Origin of the sequence: Rudanella lutea DSM 19387 (assembly GCF_000383955.1) — a bacterium.
GTDB lineage: Bacteria > Bacteroidota > Bacteroidia > Cytophagales > Spirosomataceae > Rudanella > Rudanella lutea.
In genome coordinates this window covers 1,092,630-1,112,372 of sequence record NZ_KB913013.1, presented here as the reverse complement: position 1 = coordinate 1,112,372, position 19,743 = coordinate 1,092,630, and the positions used below count along the sequence as shown (strand labels likewise).

The window sequence follows — 19,743 nt, the reverse complement described above, 5'->3', positions numbered from 1 at the left end:
CATTCGGGATGGCAGTGAAACGTTCGGCCTGCAAACTGTTCGATTTGGTGTAATTTTGGGATTTTCGTGTCGGGTTTTTTGTTGACCCGACAGGGAACCCAATCGTTGGCCGATACCTTTTTATCGCTGACGAACGTCTCGTTCTGACCAACTCGATCTGCTCCGTATGCCTGCACAAACCGTTCTGCTCCTGACCCCTCCGTTTACGCAACTGAACACGCCTTACCCGGCCACCGCGTACCTGAAGGGGTTTCTGAACGCACAGGCCAAAGCGGGGATGCCCGTTGTGGCTCATCAGGCCGATTTGGGCATTGAGGTTATTCTGAAACTGTTTTCGGCTCAGGGGCTGGCCGCCATGTTTGCCGAGCTCGATGCCGCCGAGGTAGCCCTCTCGGACAACAGTTACCGAATCTGCCGGTTGCAGCGGGCCTATGTGAGCACCATCGGGCCGGTGATTCGGTTTCTGCAAAACAAAAACCCGACGCTGGCGCACAGCATCTGCGATCGTACCTACCTGCCCGAAGCCTCGCGGTTTGCCCAACTCGACGAACTCGACTGGGCGTTTGGCTCGATGGGCCTGCACGACAAGGCCCGGCATCTGGCCACGCTCTACCTCGAAGACCTGGGCGACCTGATTCAGGAGGCCGTTGATCCGCACTTTGGCTTTAGCCGGTACGCCGAACGACTGGGCCGGTCGGCTACGCACTTCGATCCCCTGCACGCGGCTTTGCAGGCTCCGCCCACGCGCATCACCACCCTGTTGCTCGAACAGCTCGAAGCCCATGTGCAGCGTACCCGCCCTGATGTGGTATGCCTCACGGTGCCCTTCCCGGGCAATTTGTTTGGAGCACTCACCTGCGGGCAGTATCTCAAAACCCATCACCCCCACATGAAGGTGGTGCTGGGGGGCGGCTATGCCAATACCGAACTTCGGTCGGTGCAGGAACCCCGTTTGTTTGATTGCGTCGATTTTGTGAGCCTCGACGATGGCGAAGCACCCTTGCTCACCTTGCTCGACCACATAGCTGGTAACCGGCCTCTCACGCAGGTGAAGCGGGTGTTTGCCCGTGTCGACGGGGTTGTGAAATACCATAATGGCGCGCCCGAAAAAGACGTGCCGCAGCGCGAAACTGGAACCCCCGACTACCGCGACCTGCCCCTGACCGACTACCTATCGGTGATTGAAGTTGTCAACCCGATGCACCGGCTCTGGAGCGATGGTCGTTGGAATAAACTCACGCTGGCGCATGGTTGTTACTGGGGTAAATGCTCGTTTTGCGACATCACGCTCGACTATATCAAGCGCTACGAGCCCGTTACGGCCTCGCTGCTGTGCGACCGAATCGAAGAAATTATCGAGCAAACCGGGCAAACGGGGTTTCATTTTGTGGATGAAGCTGCCCCGCCCGCGCTCATGCGCGATTTGGCGCTCGAAATTGTCCGGCGCAAGCTCACCGTGACCTGGTGGACCAATATCCGGTTTGAGGTGAGTTTCACGCCCGACCTGTGCCGGTTGCTCAAGGCGTCGGGTTGTATCGCCGTGTCGGGCGGGCTTGAGGTAGCCTCCGACCGGTTGCTCGACCGGATGAAAAAAGGCGTGACGGTAGCGCAGGTGGCCCGCGTAGCCGACGCCTTCACGCAGGCGGGCATCATGGTGCACGCCTACCTGATGTACGGTTTTCCGACACAAACTATGCAGGAAACCGTCGATTCGCTCGAAATGGTGCGGCAGCTTTTTCAGCAAGGCGTGGTGCAGTCGGGTTTCTGGCACCGGTTTGCCATGACCTCGCACAGCCCCGTGGGGCAGCATCCGGCCGCATTTGATGTGCAGCGCATTGGTCCCGACCTGCCGACGGCAAACGGGTCGCTCTTTGCCGACAACGACCTCGACCATGCCGACCCCCTCGGTGCCGACCATGATCTGTTTGCCGAAGGGTTGCGTAAATCGCTCTTCAACTACATGCACGGGGTGTGCTTTGATTTCCCGTTGCAGGAGTGGTTCGATTTCCCGATTCCACCCACGACCATACCCCCTCGATATATCGAGAAAGCCATCCGGCAACGCCCAGCCGAGGGGCAACGTACCAACGCGCTCGTGGTCTGGACTGGCGGAGAACCTACGCTCGAAGTGTTCGAAGCGGCTGTGCCCCGATCCCGGCGCGGGCAACAGGTAATCGAAATGGCCGAGTTGGAGTTTTACAGCAAGCAAGACCATTGGTTACTCGAAACCGAATTGCCGGTGGGTGAGTGGTTAGTGACTGTTCTGCCCGACATGGACATCGACGCCCCAACGCCTATGTCGATGCAACGGCTACAGACCCGCTACGAAGAGGCAGGCCTGGGCGATTTTGAGCTGTTTAAAGCGTCTGCGGTCTGGAAACAACTCCGCGAACATGGGCTGTTGGTAGTGTAGGGATGAAAATAGAAGAGGTGCCATCTCGTTTTGGAGAGATGACACCTCTAAAAGTAATTCAATGTAGTGTGAAACAAAGCGATGACATCTCTCTAAACGAGTTGTCATCGCTTAAGCATCTCGCAAATCTACGCCAGCGTTTCTTCTACGCGGGCCTTGCCGTTTTGGTATGCCCCTTTGAGCGAATCGACCACCGATTGCCCGGCGTGTTGGGCCTGATTCGTGTACTCGTTAGCCATCTGCTGCGCCTTCCAGCTTAGACGCTTGGCTTTAGCCCGGTACCGTAGTTTATCGTACGTGCTCAGGTTGTTGTACGACCGGAACAGTAAGAGGCCTGCAACCGCGAGGGCCGCTACACCTACGCCGAGCAACAGGCTGTTCATTTGCGACTCTTCTTCCTGATCGGTGGCGTAGTTTTTATCCTGCATCTGCTTGCGCATGTTGGCGGCAACGGCCCCGTCGGGCAAAACATACGAACTGGCCACCGACAGTTTGTTTTTCATGCCTGAAATAACCTTGTCTTTACCCGCCATCAGGGCTTCGTAGCCATCCTTAGCTACACGGGCCGGGTCGGTTTTACGGGCTTCTTCCTGCGCTTTGGTGTTCATGGCACCGGCCCGGTTGAAGAAATCGGTGTCGGTAGCGCCGGGCATGAGCACGGTCACGGTCACGTCGCTGTCTTTCAGCTCGTTGCGGAGGGCTTCGGAGAACGAGTAGATAAACGACTTAGTGGCCCCGTACACGGCCATCATGGGGTTAGGCATCACCGAAGCCACCGATCCGAGCATCAGAATCTTACCCGAGTTGCGCTGTACCATGTCTTTGCTGAAGAGCTTGGTCAGGTACACCAAGGCTGAGATATTGACCTGAATAATGTCTAACTCTTTCTGAAGGTCGGTTTCGGTAGCAAACATACCGTATTCGCCAAAGCCAGCATTGTTTACCAGCACATCCACCTGAATACCCTGCCCGCTTAGTTCGTCGTAGATTTCCTGAGGGGCATTCACTGCCGCCAGATCCTTACCGATCACGGTGATCTGCTGACCACTGTATGCACTTTTGAAGTCCTGTTCGACGGCGTTGAGCTTCTCGTCGCTCAGGGCCACAAGCACCAGATTATAGCCGTCCTGGGCAAAAAGGGTCGCTAATTCTTTACCGATTCCACTAGATGCGCCCGTAATGAGTGCGGTTTTCCCGGTTTGCGTTGTCATAACGTGAGTTTACAATTGATTTCATTTGACAACACGCCCACTAACGGGATGTTTGGAAAAAGGAGGGAAAGGGGAGAAGGGAGAAAAGGAGAACGGAGGAATGCAAAAAGCAGAAAGGAAGGCGAGGGGCTGCCTCGGTTCCTTTCTGCTTCAGGGTGTTTTCATCGTGTCTGGTTGGGTTGATAAGAGTTCGGTTAGGTTTCGGATCCCTTTCCTCCTTCCTCCGTTCTCCTTTTCTCCCTTCTATTTATAAACCACTTTCATGTCGATCTTACGCAGCGAGGGAGTGCGTGTGCCGGTTGAGTCGCCGGGTCTGGGTTTTGAACCCGTGCCCAATCCAACCGCATCGACCCGGATGTAGTTGATACCCTGGGCCACGAGCATGGATTTGATGGTATTAACGCGCTTGAATGACAGGGCTTTGTTGGTTGTACCGGCCCCGGCATCGTTAGCGTATCCTACCAACCGAATCTGAGCGGCCGGGTTGGCTTTCAGGAAATTAGCAATTTCGGTAACGGTCGTTTCCGAACCGGGTGTCAGACTGGTTGAACCCGGTTGAAACGATACAGCCGACAGCGAAAACGTACGTCCTTTCGGAGCCGTAATGTCGGCCATGTAGCTGTTAAGTGCCGTGGTGAGGGTACCTGCTCCGGCCGTTGCGGTGGTAGAGGCAGCCGAAGGGGCTACCGGAGCCACAGCCGACGCAGTGGCGGGTTTGGTCCGCATGGCGCTGGTGTCTACCGGAACTGCCATTGACCGGGCTACGGTATCAGCCTGACCAGCATCGGTTGTTACGGTCGTTTCGGCAACTTCGCTTGCATCGTCGGTTTGGCCGGTGCGACTGTTGTTATAAACCATGTAGGCACCGGCACCGATAATAGCTGCCAATACCAGGCCGATACCGATTTTACCTACCAACCCATTGGTATTGTCGGAGTCAGAACTCGTATCGTAGACTGGGGCCGTAACGGCTGGGCCGGGTGCCGAAATAGGTCGGCCGGGCGTAGCTGCCGGTTCGCCCCGGCGAGCGGGGCCGGCAATGCCTGCTACAATCTGCTGCAAACCAAGCTTTTCGACCAGTTTGGGCATCAGGCTTTCGGGCACTTTCTGAACAAACTCTTCGCGTTGTTCAAACAGAGCAGCTGCCAACCCGTCGGCATCCATTTTTTGCTCACGTACCTGCTTGCCCAGCACATCGAGTACGATCCCCGACGTCAGACCCAGCAACGACACTGCCGACGAGTTGCGGATTCCCGCATAGCTCGAAATCATGTTGGCAATGGAGCTTTTCATGGCCGGCAGCAGATGACTGATCGTATCGTTGCCGTGTGCAATGAGCAAATTGGTTTGTGCCGGATCTTTAAGGGCACTGGACAGACCTGCCGTCTGCGAACCATCGTAATTGCCTTTCTGAATGTAGTTAAAAAGCTGATTGACCCCAATTTCGGAGGTTGTCCGCTTCAACAAACCACCCAGTACCGTCAGGCCGAGGCCTTCGATTGCTTTTTGCGTTTTCGGAGCGGACTCCTCGACAAAAACGGCTGCTTTATTGATGACGTCCGGCGTTACAATGTCGTTAAACGCGGCAAAAAAATTCATATTGTCTGTTTTCTTAATCATTGAATCAGGTACTTCTCTATCCCACACGACCAAAAACACGTACCCGGCATGCCCGAATCGTTAAAATTAAGGGAAAGCCGGGTACTCCCACAGAGAACCCCTGTGCAAAAGTAAAATTTTATTGGCTTTTAATTCTCGATAAAGCCTCCTGGAAGTCACCTTCTACCGAACGGAGTCGCTGTTGGCAGTACGCAATGAGGTCGGTGGCCAGCTTTATTTTGGCGGGCAGCTCATCGAGCGGAGTGGCTTCGCTCTCGATATCGTCAATCAGTTCGACCAGTTGGTCGTAGGCTTCCTGGTAAGACATGGGGTCAACGAATTGTGGCATCGGTGATGCCGTCGGCAAGTTGAATTTGTACAGAATCACCAATTGCCAGCGCCGACGTTTTGGTAATAATACGTCCATCGCGCTGAATGAGGGCGTATCCGCGCCGGAGCACATTGGCCGGATCGAGGTGTTTCAGGGTCACGCTTTTCTCGACCAGATCAAGCTGTTTCTGCTTCAAAAAATCGTTTGTGACAAACCGAAACCGTTCGGTTTCGGCGGTCAGGCGTTGCCGGCTGTGCTGAATTGACTGCCGACTCGCTTCGATAAGCCGCCCGAACAGGCGTAGGCATTGCTCCTCAAATTGCCGGTTATGGTCGATCAGAAAAGCAGCTGCTTTGGTGGGTGTTTTTACGCTCTGATGACAGAGCATATCGGCAATACTGACGTTGCGCTCGTGTCCGATGCCCGTAAGCACTGGCACCGGAAAACCAGCCACAGCCAGCCCCACCCGCAGCGTATCGAACGACCCAAAGTCGAGCTGTGAGCCCCCGCCCCGGACAATCACGACGGCATCGTAGGCTACGTCGCTCTCCCGAATCCGATCGAGTTGGGCGCAAATGGCCCGGTCGGCCCCCTGACCCTGTATCTGGGTCAGATACTCGTCGATCTGGTATTGGTAGCCGAAGGGGTTGTTGGTGAGTTCGTGCCGAAAGTCGCGCCAACCGTCGGAGCCGGGGGCGGCAATAAGGGCAATGCGTTGCCAAACCGAGGGGCGCGGCAGCAGCTGGTTGGCGGTTATGTAGGCGCCCCCTTCCTGCCAGACCAGTTCGGCATGGTCGCGTACAAGGGTATCCAGAATGGCCTGCCGCTCGCGTTCGAGGTTGCCGAGCGTGTACGAATGATCGATCTGGTGAATCTCAAGCCGCATTCCGTACACGGCATGGAACCCTACTGTCACCTGCAACAGCAGCGAGATGTTGCGGGCAAAAGCTACCCCGGTAGCCTGTTCAAAGGCCCGGATGATGCTGTAATTTTTGCGCCAGATAGCAGCCTCCAGTTTAGCGACCGTATCGCGGCCACCCGGCGAACTGCTGTCCCGGTCGACCAGGGTCAGAAAACAATAGTTGCGGTCGGGGTAATTCTTGATGTCGCTCGTTTCGGCTACCACCCAGAAAGCCCGGCCCGAAAATCGTTCTTCAACAACGGCCTCAATGGCGTAGGCTAAATCGGCTAAACGGATGGGTGTCATGATGCAGTGGCAGTAGGCAGTAGCAGTAGGCAGTAGCAGTTTATACGTCAGTTACTGCTTACTGCCACTGCCTACTGCTTACTTTTTTTATAGTCCTTCAAACTGCTTCAGGAATCGGACGTCATTTTCGAAGTAAAGGCGTAGGTCGCGCACTTCGTACTTGAGCATTGTGATGCGTTCGATACCCATGCCAAATGCAAAGCCGGTGTATTCTTCGGCATCAATACCGCTGTTGATCAGCACCTGTGGGTCAACCATACCCGAACCGGCAATTTCGACCCAACCCGAATGCTTACAGATGTTGCAGCCCGAGCCGTGGCAAATCTGGCACGATATATCAATCTCGGCACTTGGCTCCGTAAATGGGAAATACGATGGCCGGAACCGAATCTTGGTATCTTTCGTGAACATCTCTTTCACGAAGTGGTACAGCGTGTCTTTAAGATCACGGAAACCCACGTTGCGGTCTACATACAGCCCTTCAACCTGGTGAAACTGACAGTGCGCCCGTGCCGAAATGGTTTCGTTGCGGTACACCCGGCCCGGCATAATAGAGCGAATCGGGCGGAAGGTTTCTTCTTTGCTGCGGTGCTCCATCAGCCGAATCTGCACATTGGAGGTGTGCGTACGCAGGAGCATGTCGGCCGATTGGTTTTCGGCTGATTTCTGCACGAAAAACGTGTCCTGCATATCGCGCGCGGGGTGATTATCGGGGAAGTTGAGTGCCCCGAAGTTATACCAGTCGCTTTCGATTTCAGGGCCATCGGACACGTTGAAGCCGATTCGCTCAAAAATCTGGATGATGCGCTGCCGGACAATCGAAAGGGGGTGTTGGGTACCCGTCAGGCCCGGTACATTGGGTAAGGTCAGATCAACGGCCGGACCCTGATTGCCCGTTCCACTCGCTTCCAGAGCCTCCGATGAGTCCTGGAATCGGGCGAGTGCCTTGTTTTTAAGGTCGTTAAGCTCCTTGCCCACCGCCCGGCGGTCTTCGGCGGCCACAGTTTTCAGATTGTCAAACAACTCGGTCAGTACCCCCTTGCGGCTGATAAACCGCATCCGAAACTGTTCTAAATCTTCTTTGGTGGTAATGGTAGCCTGATCGATTTCCTGTACTAATTCCCTGACTTTATCCAGCATGGCGCAATTGAACTTGACTAAAACTTCATGATGAGCCTGCAAAGATAGGTAAACTTAACCACGGCCCTGCTATGCCTTGCTACCTGTGGCCCGGTTGCGCTGATGTGGTCTTGGGGAATGTGGGGAATTAGTGTGGCGAAAATTACACACATTGGCGACGTATACACACAAAGGTGCCCATTGTTACTTGTCGACCAATTCAGTAGGTTACTTTAATGCCCGTAGGCTAACTTACTGATGATAAGTACTATTACTTACAGGCGAAAAACAATATGAAGCTTGCGTGACAAAAAGGTCTGATTGTTGTCTAAGGTAAAGCATCTCCGGGAGTATGAGACTGGATAAAGTTGGTGGCTCACCAGCTACCTTCTCAGGAAAAAGCTCCTACCAGTCTTAACCGCGCAAACTCAAAACGCTATGAACACTATGACGTCAGAAGCTTTCTTAGACAGCATGTCAATGCCTTTTCCCAAGAGTGTGGAAAACAACACCAGCTCGCCTTGTTTGCAGAAATTGTTGATTCCGTTTTATGACCGTAAACGTACGGTTTCTGTTGACGAAATTGTCCGGCTGGAAGGTTGTGGGAATTACACGAACTTCTTCCTCAAAGACGGTACCAAAATGCTGGTGTCACGCACCTTGAAAGAGTACGAAACATTGCTTGATGGACAAGCTTTTGTGCGGGTTCATAAGTCGTGCATTGTTAACCTGAGCTTTGTTCGCAAGTTCTACGTGAAGAAAGAAGGTGAACTCGAACTGACCGACGGTCAGCAGGTAAAGATCTCACGTCGGCGCGCGCAGATGTTTATGGATCGGATGCAACAGCGTCAGCCAGCCGATATTAACTAATCGGGTTGTTGAAGGCACGGGAAGGTCCTATTTGAGGCATACGTAGTTTTACGTATTCGTGCAAGGAGATATACCCAAAATATAGCATTGGATTGTGTATAACCAACTGTTAATCAGGGAGTTGATGATAAATCGGCCCCTGCTTGGCAGTTGGTTTTTCATGGTTTCGGCTCGACTAAGCGGTAGTTTTGTTCTGTCACTATCTCAATCGCTAACCGTTTTCGACCAATGGAATCACTTACCAACAATCCGTTAATTCCTGTTATGCCTAACTTCCCGGCTTCGTACCAGCGGGGAACCCAGCGCATTGCCTTGCCATACCTGAACCGAACGGTTATGATTTCGGTAGATGACATCACCTGCCTCGAAGGCGAGGGGAATTACACCTTTCTGTACACGCGGGACCGGAAAAAGTATTTGATCTCAAAAACGCTCAAAGAATTTGAGCGTACACTCGATGGTAATGTGTTTCTGCGCGTACACAAATCGCATATTGTCAATTTAGGCTACGTGCGCCGGGGGGTACTGGGTGCCGACCGGATGCTGCGAATGGCCGATGGCCGTGAGGTGGCTGTGTCGCGTCGGCGGTTGAAAGAAATTTGGGATCGCCTGAACGAATACTATCAGAATCTTCTGAATTAAAGCAAACAATATAGTGGGTTAATTGGACGGATAACCGTTGCCCAACTCCTCAGGACGCAGGGCAACGGTTTATTTTTTTACAATGAACAATGAACAATGAACAATGAACAATGAACAATGAACAATGAACAATGAACAATTGCTTTTCTACGCAAAACTGTTCGTTGTTCAATGTTCACTGTTGGTTGTTCACTGTTCGTTGTTAAAAGATTTTGTAGGCCAGCGTAACCTGCCATGACTTCAGCTTCTGGCTAAACTGAGTGGTTTGGCCTGCCGTACCGAGGTCAACGGCGGCAATGTCGGAAAAGCTGCCTTCCCGGCGTACGTCAATGCCAATTCGGCCGAGGTCGAGGCCGCCCCCAATCTGATACCCATAATAGGCTTTTGCCCAGGCATCGTTGAGCGAACCCGTCGTGTACTGCCGCAGGGCTTCACCGAAGCGCTGATTATCCCCAATACGGAACGAGACTACCGGCCCGGCCACCACACGCAACGGGCCACCTTTCAGACCCAACAATACGGGTACATCGAAACTGGTAGTCGAGATATTAACGGTTTCAGTTTGCGTCTGTCCGTTTTGCGTTCGCACAATATCGAACGAGCTGGCTTTTGTCGAGTACAACACCTCAGGCTGAATATACAGGTTACGACCAAAGCGGGCGTACACCCCAAAGGCGGTGCCGGTCCGGCTGTTGAGGCTCTCGCGCAGATTGTCGCGAATGAGCTGTCCATCGACCCCCACCGCTGGGGAGCCATTCGCATTGAGCCGGGTGGTCACAACGTTTTCACCGAGGGAAAATTTCGACAGGTTGACCCCGCCCTTAATGCCGAATTGAAACGAATCCTGCGCAACCGATACGGCAGGCATTAAGGCGATGGCAGCGAACAGAAGGCTCTTCTTCATGGATTGGTCGTATAGTTTATGTGTTGACAACTGAACTAACGCATCCCCCTATTAATCGGTGTACCGAGGCCAACTAATTTTGAGTGAATGGCGTTTTTATAGGGAACAGCTAACAGAGAACAACGAACAATTTTGGCTGTATCCTGTGCTGCCTCGTTTTGAATCATTTGGGCCAATAAGGTTTAATTCACGCAAAAAAAGTCGGACAGTTTTTAGTGATCACCATTCGTTGTTCACTGTTCGTTGCAGATTGTTCACTGTAGAAATGGCTAAAATCAAAACGTCGTACTTCTGCCAGAATTGCGGGCAGCAATCGCCCAAGTGGTTGGGGCGCTGCCCGGCTTGTGGCGAGTGGAATACCTTTGTGGAAGAGCTGGTTCAGAAAGATGAACCCGAAAAAGGCGGTTGGCGCGTAACAACGGGGGCCGCCAAGGCCGCGCCCAAACCGAAAGCCCTGCACGCCATTAATTACGAGGAGCAGCCCCGTGTGCTGACCGTCGATGCCGAACTCAACCGGGTGCTGGGCGGGGGGATTGTGCCGGGCTCGCTCGTACTCATCGGTGGGGAGCCGGGCATTGGCAAATCGACGTTGTTGCTCCAGATTGCCCTGACTCTACCAGGTACGCGTGTGCTGTACGTGTCGGGCGAGGAAAGCGAGCAGCAGATAAAAATGCGGGCCGAACGACTCGAAGCCCCCACGAGTGACTGCCACATCATGACTGAGACCTCGACCCAGAATATTTTTCGGGTGGTCGAGCATTTTGAGCCCGAAGTCCTCATCGTCGACTCGATTCAGACCATGCACTCGTCACTCGTGGAGTCGGGGGCGGGTAGCGTATCGCAGGTGCGGGAGTGTACGGCCGAGTTTATGAAGTACGCTAAAGAGTCAGGTGTGCCGGTGTTTATGATCGGGCACATCACCAAAGAGGGCACCATTGCGGGGCCTAAAGTACTCGAGCACATGGTGGATACCGTGCTGACGTTTGAAGGCGACCGGCACACCACCTACCGGATTCTGCGCACCACTAAAAACCGGTTTGGCAGCACCTCTGAGCTGGGAATCTACGAAATGCTGGGCTCCGGCTTGCGGCAGGTGACCAACCCGTCGGAGATTCTGATTTCGCAACGCGACGAGGTGCTGAGTGGCGTGGCTATTGGGTCGATGCTCGAAGGTAACCGTCCACTAATGGTTGAAATTCAGGCACTGGTGGGCGTTTCGACCTACGGTACTCCGCAACGGAGTAGCACGGGTTTCGACAATAAACGGCTTCAGATGCTCCTGGCCGTGCTCGAAAAACGGGGTGGCTTCCGGCTCGGGCAGCAGGATGTGTTTCTGAACATTGCGGGCGGGCTTAAAGTAGAAGACCCGGCCATCGACTTGTCAGTGTGCGCGGCCATTGTGTCGTCGTACGAAGATATTCCCATTCCCTCGACCGTGGCTTTTGCGGCCGAAGTCGGACTGGGAGGTGAGGTGCGAGCCGTCAGCCGCATTGAGCAGCGCATTGCCGAGGCTCAAAAACTCGGATTCAAGGAGATTTTTGTGTCGAAATACAGTTTGAAAGGCTTAGATACGGGCGGTTTTTCAATAAAAATTCGGCCGGTTGCTAAGCTCGACGAAGTGTTTCAGGGGGTGTTAATGTAAGATTGGAAATCATAGATAGTCATACGAAAGCTGTCGGCCGTATCTTCGCCGACAGCTTTTTTTGTAGCTTGTACGCTCTAATCGGGTGTAGGACAAGTTTAGTTTTTCGACAGGATTACAGGATGCACAGGATTATATTTAGGGAAGAAAATCCTGCGCATCCTGATAATCCTGTCGAAAAAAGCTTCTGTCGAGCTTATCATAAAGAACCTGTCCTACACCCCTCTAATCTTATTCTGTCATGAGTAAAACACTTTTACTGTACTTCATTGCGGCCGTTGCGGCTACCGGTGGGTTGCTGTTTGGTTTCGACACGGGCGTGATCAACGTGGCTCTGCCTTTTATCAAACAGGAGTGGCAACTTTCCGAAACGGCCGAAGGCTGGGCGGTGTCGGCCGTATTGATGGGCGGTATGGCGGGTTCGCTGTTGAGCGGGCAACTGGCCGACCGGTTGGGCCGCAAGCGAATCAATATTCTGGCTTCGCTTATTTTCGTAGCGGGTTCGGTGCTGACGGCCATTGCCCCGGCTCCGTCATGGCTCATCGCGGGTCGCTTGCTACTGGGGCTGGCAATTGGTATTGTGTCGTTTTCGGTGCCGCTTTACATCGCCGAAATTGCCCCGAGCCATATGCGCGGGCGGCTGGTTACGTTTTTTCAGTTGGCCATCACCATCGGTATTCTGGTGTCATACCTGTGTGGGTATGCCTTTGCCGACTACGAAAACGGCTGGCGGCTCATGTTCTGGGCTGGGTTTGTACCGGCGGCTATGTTGCTGGTGGGTATGTTTCTTGTACCCGAAAGTCCGCGTTGGCTGGTGAGCAAAGGCCGTGCCGATGAAGCCATGCTGGTGCTGGAACGCATTCACGAGTCGGCGCATGCCCGGCAGGAGCTGGCCGACATCACCCGCGCCATGCAGGACGAGAAAAACCGTCGGCCCGACTGGCGCGAGCTGTTTTCGCCCCGGCTCCGTATCCCGCTGTTTATTGGTATCGGTATTTTCCTGATTCAGCAGTTTTCGGGGATCAACGCCGTCATCTATTACTCTACCCGCATTTTCGAGATGGCGGGCTTCGGCTCGGGCGACACGGCCATTATGGCTACCGTGGGCGTGGGGGTGGTCAATACGCTCAGTACCCTGCTGGCCGTGCGGTTTCTGGATCAGTGGGGGCGCAAACCTCTCCTGTACACCGGCCTCATCGGTACGGCGGTGTCGTTGGCGACGATCAGTTTTGCTTTTTACTTCAAAGATTCGCTCGGGGCCGATTTGCTCAAGATTCTGTCGGTGGGTGGGGTGTATGTCTACATTCTGTTCTTTGCCATCAGCCTCGGACCGCTCGGTTGGCTTCTTATTTCGGAGGTTTATCCGTTGCGTATCCGGGGTTTTGCTACCAGTTTGGGTAGTTTTTATCACTGGTTTTTCGACTTCTGGGTCAGCTTCACCTTCCCGATTCTGGCGGCAAGCTCGCTGGGCACTAACGGGGGCATTTTTATGATCTACACTCTGGTGGTTTTATTAGGCCTGCTTTTTGCCCGGTACATCGTCTTCGAAACGAAGGGGCTTAGCCTGGAGGATATTGAAAGAAAATGGGCCGATAAGTAGAAATTCATAAACTTAATCAGTTTATAATCAGAGAGAGTCGTTGCTATAGGTTGGCTGGGTGGTACAAGCCCGGCCAACTTTGGCGCGATTTCTGGTAGAAGTAGGGTCAGAAAGCTTTGTCAAGCTTGTCGCCAAACTGATGAATATACTTGAGTAAAATAATCGTCAGTTTATTTTGAGGATTTTGGACCATAGAGCCATGCGCATTCTGATTGCCCCGGATAAATTCAAGGGATCGCTTACCGCTGTAGAGGTTGCTCAACGTATCGAACATACGCTGCTGGATGCTGAGCCAGAATGGCACGTAAAGACCCTTCCCGTTGCTGACGGGGGTGAGGGCACAGCGGCCGTACTGACGCAGGCTACTGATGGCCATACCGTAACGCTCACGGTCAACGATCCGCTGTTTCGGCCCGTTGAAGCCACGTACGGTATCTCGGGCGATGGCCGGACTGCCTTTATCGAAATGGCGCAGGCATCGGGGCTGCAACACCTGAAAGCACACGAGCGAAACCCACTCGAAACGAGCACATTTGGTACAGGAGAGCTTATTCGGGATGCCATTGCGCGCGGGGTGAGCGAGGTGCTGCTGTGTATCGGGGGGAGTGCGACCAACGACGGTGGTATCGGAATGGCGTCGGCGCTGGGGTACGTATTTCTGGATCGTGACTACCGGTCTTTGCCTGCCATTGGAAAATCGCTGCGGCATATTACGGCTCTTAAGCGGGCTGTGCTCGATGTACCCCTTTCCAAAGTAACGTTTCGGGTTGCCTGCGACGTAGCCAATCCGTTGTATGGCCATCAGGGGGCTGCCTACGTATATGGACCTCAGAAAGGCGCCAGTCCCGACGATGTCGCGGAGCTTGATCTGGGGCTACGTCGGCTGGCTGCGGTATTGCTGCGTGACTTTGACATCGACGAGGCCGACCTACCCGGTAGCGGGGCTGCTGGTGGGTTGGGTTTTGGCGCGCGGGTGTTTCTTAAAGCGCGGCTGGAACCCGGTTTCGACATGGTTGCGTCGTACCTGAATATCGAATCGGAATTAGACAACACCGATCTGGTGATTACGGGCGAAGGAAGCCTCGATGAACAGACCCTCAATGGGAAAGTCATTGGCAGCCTGGTGCGTATGGCGCAAACTCGTAACATTCCGGTGGTAGCTTTTTGTGGCCAACTGGCTTTGCCGGCTCAGCGAGTAAGGCAGTTAGGTCTGCACGAGGCTATTGCCATTACCCCATCGGGTATGCCGCTACCTGAAGCAATGCAACAGGCTCCGTACCTGCTGGAAAAAGCCGTGGGCGACTGGGTCCGCGAGCGCACCTATCTCCTTACCTGAGACGTATACCCTTACTTTATAGCCCAACTCTCTGTACTGGACATTAGATGTTGGACATTAGACGTTAGACCTCCATCTGTAAATGTAGTAAGTCTAACGTCCAGTGTCTGAAGTCCGAATGTCGAGTACTGAAAACCCAACTCATTCGAGGCTGGCCTGTGTGGCATGGCCCAATGGCTCGTATTGCGTCACGTTGCCTAGGAAAAAAGGAGAGGCTCAATCTGAATACAAACTATTGTCGTAAGGTAGAGTTGGTAGAATATTGCCAATTCAATTTTAAACGTTATGCCTTACATCAAGACCGGCGATCAACGCCACCATGAATCAGTAAATCTTTTCTACGAAGATTACGGACAGGGACAACCTGTTGTGTTTATCCACGGCTGGCCCTTAGACCACCAAATGTGGGAATATCAGCTCACCGACCTGCCGGGGCGGGGTTTGCGCTGCATCGCCTACGACCGGCGCGGGTTTGGTAAATCATCAAAGCCCTACGACGGATACAATTACGATACCTTTGCCGACGATCTGAAGGCCGTTCTGGAACAACTCGACCTGCAAAATGTTACGCTCGTTGGTTTCTCGATGGGTGCCGGCGAAGTAGCCCGGTACATGAGCCGTCATGGCGGGGCTCGGGTAGCCAAAGTTGTACTGGCGGGCGGTGTAACCCCTTATCTGCTCAAAACAGATGATAACCCTGATGGTGTTGACCGGTCGACGTTCGATGACATGGTTGATAAAATCCGCACCGACCGCGCCGATTTCCTCCAAACATTCGGCAAGCAGTTCTATGGCGTTGGGATGCTCAGTAAGCCCGTGAGTCAGGCTATGCTCGATGGTGATTTTATGCGGGCTTACCTGGCCTCGCCCAAAGCAACTATCGACTGTGTGCGGGCGTTCTCCGAGACGGATTTCCGTTCTGATGTGCAAACTATCAATGTCCCAGCGCTGATTATTCACGGTGATGCCGATAAAACGGTGCCTATCGAATCGTCGGGTGAGCAAACCGCCAATCTGATGATGAACGCTTCGTACAAGATTTACGAAGGGGCTCCGCACGGTTTGTTTTACACCGAGCGGGAGCAATTCAACCGCGACCTGCTCGACTTTATTCTGGAGCCATCGTCGGTATCAAACCGCCCGTCGACTGTTACGTATTAACGCGTCAGGAGTCTCGGTTTTTGTCGCTGCCTAACCGGAATTACCAGGGTGTACTTCAACCGGAACACCAAAGACAATAAACCACAAACTCTAAACAGGCAAAACGCCCCGACTTACACAGCTAAGTCGGGGCGTTTTGAGTTTACGTTTCAACAACTTTGGTTTTAAGGCCCGCCCGACTACCCTCGGCGGTGCGGCCCAGCAGGTACACATCAATTTCGGTGTCGCCAACCCGGAATACCTGCCGACCGGTGGTGTGGGTTTCGAGCAGGGTTTTGAGATGGATAAACTGAGCTGCACGTTGTTTTTCTTCGTCGCCAAACCATTCCTGTTCTTCGGTGACGGGTGCCCAGAAGTCGGCCTCCGGAATTTCTTCCACGTACACCGCGGGCGGAAGCATCAGCCAATCTTTTATGTGACTCACGGTAAGCGGCTCCTCCGTTTTGAGGTAGCACGTCACAAACTCGATGGGTTCGTCGGATTCGCTGGGGTACCACAGGTCGGGGAGCAGGGGTTGAATCAGCAATTCCAGTTCGGAAGGCTGTTCAGATGTGTTACTATTATCGGGTTGGCTCGTCATAGTGTCCGGTTTTGGAGTAGGCGAAAATACAAGCTAAGTAAGTAGCCATTCACAAAAACCGCTTATTTTTAGTGCTGGCTCCAGCAAAGCTGGTTTCCTTTACTTTCACCCCTTAAAAAAGGCTTTAATCATGTTAGAAACTCTCATGAACCTGGTTCGTCAGCAAGCTGGCGACGCCATCGTAACAAATCCGGCAATCCCTAACGAGAAAAACGATACCGCCATCGAAACTGTAACCGATAGTATTCTGGGTGGGTTGCAGCAGCAGGCACAGGGTGGAAACATTGGTGGCTTGCTCAGCTCGATTATGGGCGCTCAGGGCGGTGGCCTGAACATGCAAAACCCCCTCATGGGTGGCATCGTGAATAACGTAGTAGGTAACCTGATGGGCCGTCTGGGTGTATCGCAGAGTGTTGCTACGGGCATTGCGTCGGCGTTGGTGCCGGTGGTGCTGAACAAACTGTTTTCGAAAGCAACCGACCCGAACGACTCGAGCGTTGACGTAGGGAGTATCATGGGTCAGGTGACTGGTAATCAGGCCGCAGCGAATGTCGACTGGATGGGCATGGCTTCAACGGCAATGGCCGACGGGAAGCTCGACATGAGCGACGTGATGCGCGTAGCCGGTGGTTTTCTGGGCGGTGGCTCAGGCAATCAGCAGGCGGGTGGAGGTCTGGGCGGTATGCTCGGCGGCTTGTTTGGCAAATAAGGTGGGTTCGGTAAGGCTCTTGCCGAAAGCTCTCGTGCCAGCCATTTTCAGAATCTCCTAAACGAATAAAATCAGAAAGGCCGCAATCGGTTTAGAACCCGGTTGCGGCCTTTTGTTGTGTATGAATTCGCTACTGTTTGTGAAAAAGGGAGAGTTACTGACCTGCCGCAAGCGCTTCGAGCGCCCAGCTTTCGTCGGGGCGGTACAACAACGTGCCGTGATCGATATGAAGCGGGCTTTGAAAGTTGTTGTGGTACAGTTGGCCCGTACCAAGCCCCTGCGGAATCAGGTGCCGGAACTTAGCCGTGTACTGCGCAATGGCGTTCAGGCCGATGTTAGACTCCAAAGCCGAGGTAACCCACCAACCAATGTTCAGGCGGTTGGCCAGCTCGATCCATTCGTCGCAATGCCGTAGCCCACCGAGCAACGTGGGTTTCAGAATCACAAACTGCGGACTAATTTTTTTGAGCAGCTTGAATTTGTCGACGTACTCCATGTGCCCGATCAGCTCCTCGTCGAGGGCAATCGGGATAGGTGAGTGCCCACACAGTTCGGCCATTTGTTCGTGCTGCCCCGCCCGAATGGGCTGCTCGATAGAATGCAGCTGGAAGACCGCCAGTTTTTCGAGCTTGTGCATGGCCTCAGCGGGCGAAAATGCCCCGTTGGCGTCGACGCGCAACGTAATCTGCTCCGGCGAAAAACGCTCCCGAATGGAAGCCAGCAAATCGAGCTCCTGCTGAAAGTCGATAGCCCCTATTTTTAGTTTCAGGGTCGTGTAGCCTGCCTGTAGCTTCTCCTCGATCTGCCGTTTCATAAACTCCCGATCACCCATCCAGATCAGGCCATTGATGGGTAAAGGACGCTTGCCGTGCGCAAATTCGTTGTCGACAATGAGCCGCTGACCACCCGACAGGTAATCGAGCATGGCTGTTTCGAAGCCAAACAAAATACTCGGAAACTCCTGGCTAATGAGCTGATTCAGAACGATGGGTACGTTCCAGGAGAAGAGTTGTAAATCGAGCTTGCTAAAATACTGACAGAGTTCGGAGAGCCGCTGCTCAAAGTCGGGCCGGTCGTCGGCGCTGAGGCCGGGTAGGGGGCCGCATTCGCCCAAACCCATCACGGCCGGGTTCTCGCTGTCGTAGATACGAACAATGTAGGAGGTTTTCTCCGTCAATACGCCCCTCGACGTCCCCGCTTCAAATCGAAAATGAAGCGTATATTTCAGGTAGTCGGAAACTAAAGCCATACGAACGGAACCTGGTGTCAGTGGGTATTTGTGGGGACGAAAACTACTACTTTTGAACGCGAATAAAAGCAAGAAATCTCACAATTGTAACTTTCTGTTTGTGCTTACCCGCCTGCTCAGACCTTTTAGTGTCCTGTACGGCCGTATTCTGGCGGTCCGTAACTGGTTGTATGATAAAGAGATCTACTCGGTTTTTGCCCCTGTTCAGCGTACAATAAGCGTTGGCAACATTACCGTGGGCGGAACCGGCAAAACGCCATTGATCGAATTTCTGGCCAGTAAGTTACTAACTGGTCCAACCAGTTTGGCCCAATCCGACACCATTTGGCCTATGGCAACGCTCAGTCGGGGGTACGGTCGCCGGACCTCGGGCTTCCGTATTGCAACCCCTTCCGACACGGCCGAAACCCTCGGTGATGAACCCCTGCAACTGTACCAAAAATTTGGCCAGCGGCTGGTGGTGGCCGTAGCCGAACGCCGGGTGTTGGGCCTACAGGAACTGGCCCGGCTGCACCCCGATGTACAGCTGGTGTTGCTCGACGACGCTTTTCAGCACCGGGCTGTACAACCGGGCCTAAATATTTTGCTGACCGACTACAACCGACCTTTTTACCGCGATCATCCGTTCCCGGAGGGTCGCCTGCGCGAGGGGCGCCATGGTGCACGCCGGGCCGACCTGATTATTGTGACTAAGTGCCCCGATGGGCTGTCCGGAGCCGATCAACAGAAGATCCGGGCGGCTATAGAACCCTACAAAGCCCCCGACGCCCCTGTTTTTTTCGCCGGACTTCGGTACGGCGAGCCCCGCAACGGGATGGGACAAGTGCTGACAACGGCCGCTAACCGGGCGGTGGTGCTGGTGTCGGGGTTGGCCAATGCCGATCCGCTCGATGCGTACGTTCGGCAGGTCTGGAATCTGCGGGCGCACCACCGGTTCAACGATCACCATGAGTACACCCGCACCGAGATTGACCAACTGTTGGGGAGCTTGCCCGACGATGCCGTGTTGATGACGACCGAAAAGGACTGGGTGAAACTCCGGCCGTTGCTCCCGGCCGACGCGGGTGAGCGAGCGTTTTACCTGCCTATTGCGGTGCAGTTGTTAGGCGAGGAGGCCGATTTTTGGGCCCGAATCGAGCAGGCGGCCTTCCTTAAAAATTCCTAACCTGA

Annotated in this window: 17 protein-coding genes; 9 read left to right on the top strand and 8 right to left on the bottom strand. The window is 53.8% G+C overall.

Translation table 11 applies throughout. The annotated features are described in order from the left end of the window. The first annotated feature begins 166 nt into the window (after window positions 1-166). Window positions 167-2,413 (top strand): B12-binding domain-containing radical SAM protein, encoded by a 2,247-nt coding sequence (locus tag RUDLU_RS0104870; RefSeq protein ID WP_019987231.1) that lies wholly within the window; start codon window positions 167-169, stop codon window positions 2,411-2,413. A 128-nt stretch (window positions 2,414-2,541) separates the two neighbouring features. On the opposite strand, the gene RUDLU_RS0104865 is transcribed toward RUDLU_RS0104870, so the two are convergent. From RUDLU_RS0104865 to pheS, 5 genes are all read right to left on the bottom strand, one after another. Further along, window positions 2,542-3,624: an SDR family NAD(P)-dependent oxidoreductase gene (locus RUDLU_RS0104865; protein ID WP_019987230.1), complete on the bottom strand. Its 1,083-nt coding sequence runs from the start codon at window positions 3,622-3,624 to the stop codon at window positions 2,542-2,544. A 243-nt stretch (window positions 3,625-3,867) separates the two neighbouring features. Next, on the bottom strand, window positions 3,868-5,223 hold the full coding sequence (locus RUDLU_RS0104855) for an OmpA family protein (RefSeq protein WP_019987228.1): 1,356 nt from the start codon (window positions 5,221-5,223) through the stop codon (window positions 3,868-3,870). A gap of 139 nt (window positions 5,224-5,362) precedes the next feature. After that, complete coding sequence (gene xseB, locus RUDLU_RS0104850) at window positions 5,363-5,551, bottom strand: exodeoxyribonuclease VII small subunit (RefSeq protein ID WP_019987227.1); 189 nt, start codon at window positions 5,549-5,551, stop codon at window positions 5,363-5,365. 4 nt (window positions 5,552-5,555) lie between these two features. Next, window positions 5,556-6,761, bottom strand: a complete 1,206-nt coding sequence (locus RUDLU_RS0104845) for an exodeoxyribonuclease VII large subunit (RefSeq protein ID WP_019987226.1) — start codon at window positions 6,759-6,761, stop codon at window positions 5,556-5,558. 87 nt (window positions 6,762-6,848) lie between these two features. Then, entirely contained in the window at window positions 6,849-7,901 is a 1,053-nt protein-coding gene (gene pheS, locus RUDLU_RS0104840; protein WP_019987225.1) for a phenylalanine--tRNA ligase subunit alpha, read from the bottom strand. Between the two features lie 417 nt (window positions 7,902-8,318). On the opposite strand from pheS, the gene RUDLU_RS0104835 reads away from it, so the two are divergent. Next, window positions 8,319-8,750, top strand: a complete 432-nt coding sequence (locus RUDLU_RS0104835; protein WP_019987224.1) for a LytR/AlgR family response regulator transcription factor — start codon at window positions 8,319-8,321, stop codon at window positions 8,748-8,750. 228 nt (window positions 8,751-8,978) lie between these two features. Next, complete coding sequence (locus RUDLU_RS0104830) at window positions 8,979-9,392, top strand: LytR/AlgR family response regulator transcription factor (protein WP_019987223.1); 414 nt, start codon at window positions 8,979-8,981, stop codon at window positions 9,390-9,392. A gap of 202 nt (window positions 9,393-9,594) precedes the next feature. On the opposite strand, the gene RUDLU_RS0104825 is transcribed toward RUDLU_RS0104830, so the two are convergent. Then, window positions 9,595-10,296, bottom strand: coding sequence for a porin family protein (locus RUDLU_RS0104825; protein WP_019987222.1), 702 nt, complete (start codon window positions 10,294-10,296; stop codon window positions 9,595-9,597). Between the two features lie 265 nt (window positions 10,297-10,561). On the opposite strand from RUDLU_RS0104825, the gene radA reads away from it, so the two are divergent. From radA to RUDLU_RS0104800, 4 genes are all read left to right on the top strand, one after another. Continuing rightward, window positions 10,562-11,938, top strand: coding sequence for a DNA repair protein RadA (gene radA / locus RUDLU_RS0104820; RefSeq protein WP_019987221.1), 1,377 nt, complete (start codon window positions 10,562-10,564; stop codon window positions 11,936-11,938). 241 nt (window positions 11,939-12,179) lie between these two features. Then, window positions 12,180-13,538: a sugar porter family MFS transporter gene (locus tag RUDLU_RS0104815; protein WP_019987220.1), complete on the top strand. Its 1,359-nt coding sequence runs from the start codon at window positions 12,180-12,182 to the stop codon at window positions 13,536-13,538. Between the two features lie 199 nt (window positions 13,539-13,737). Further along, window positions 13,738-14,874, top strand: a complete 1,137-nt coding sequence (locus RUDLU_RS0104805; RefSeq protein ID WP_019987219.1) for a glycerate kinase — start codon at window positions 13,738-13,740, stop codon at window positions 14,872-14,874. 285 nt (window positions 14,875-15,159) lie between these two features. Continuing rightward, window positions 15,160-16,035: an alpha/beta fold hydrolase gene (locus RUDLU_RS0104800; protein ID WP_019987218.1), complete on the top strand. Its 876-nt coding sequence runs from the start codon at window positions 15,160-15,162 to the stop codon at window positions 16,033-16,035. 142 nt (window positions 16,036-16,177) lie between these two features. On the opposite strand, the gene RUDLU_RS0104795 is transcribed toward RUDLU_RS0104800, so the two are convergent. Continuing rightward, window positions 16,178-16,615, bottom strand: a complete 438-nt coding sequence (locus tag RUDLU_RS0104795) for a nuclease A inhibitor family protein (protein ID WP_019987217.1) — start codon at window positions 16,613-16,615, stop codon at window positions 16,178-16,180. Between the two features lie 130 nt (window positions 16,616-16,745). Here RUDLU_RS0104795 and RUDLU_RS0104790 point away from each other — a divergent pair, with 130 nt between their 5' ends. Further along, window positions 16,746-17,324 (top strand): hypothetical protein, encoded by a 579-nt coding sequence (locus RUDLU_RS0104790; protein WP_027302767.1) that lies wholly within the window; start codon window positions 16,746-16,748, stop codon window positions 17,322-17,324. Window positions 17,325-17,478: 154 nt separating this feature from the next. Here the strand turns inward: RUDLU_RS0104790 and RUDLU_RS0104785 are convergent, their stop codons facing one another. Next, on the bottom strand, window positions 17,479-18,573 hold the full coding sequence (locus RUDLU_RS0104785; RefSeq protein ID WP_019987215.1) for an o-succinylbenzoate synthase: 1,095 nt from the start codon (window positions 18,571-18,573) through the stop codon (window positions 17,479-17,481). 52 nt (window positions 18,574-18,625) lie between these two features. On the opposite strand from RUDLU_RS0104785, the gene lpxK reads away from it, so the two are divergent. Beyond that, window positions 18,626-19,738 (top strand): tetraacyldisaccharide 4'-kinase, encoded by a 1,113-nt coding sequence (lpxK, locus tag RUDLU_RS0104780; RefSeq protein ID WP_019987214.1) that lies wholly within the window; start codon window positions 18,626-18,628, stop codon window positions 19,736-19,738. The last annotated feature ends 5 nt before the right edge of the window (window positions 19,739-19,743 follow it).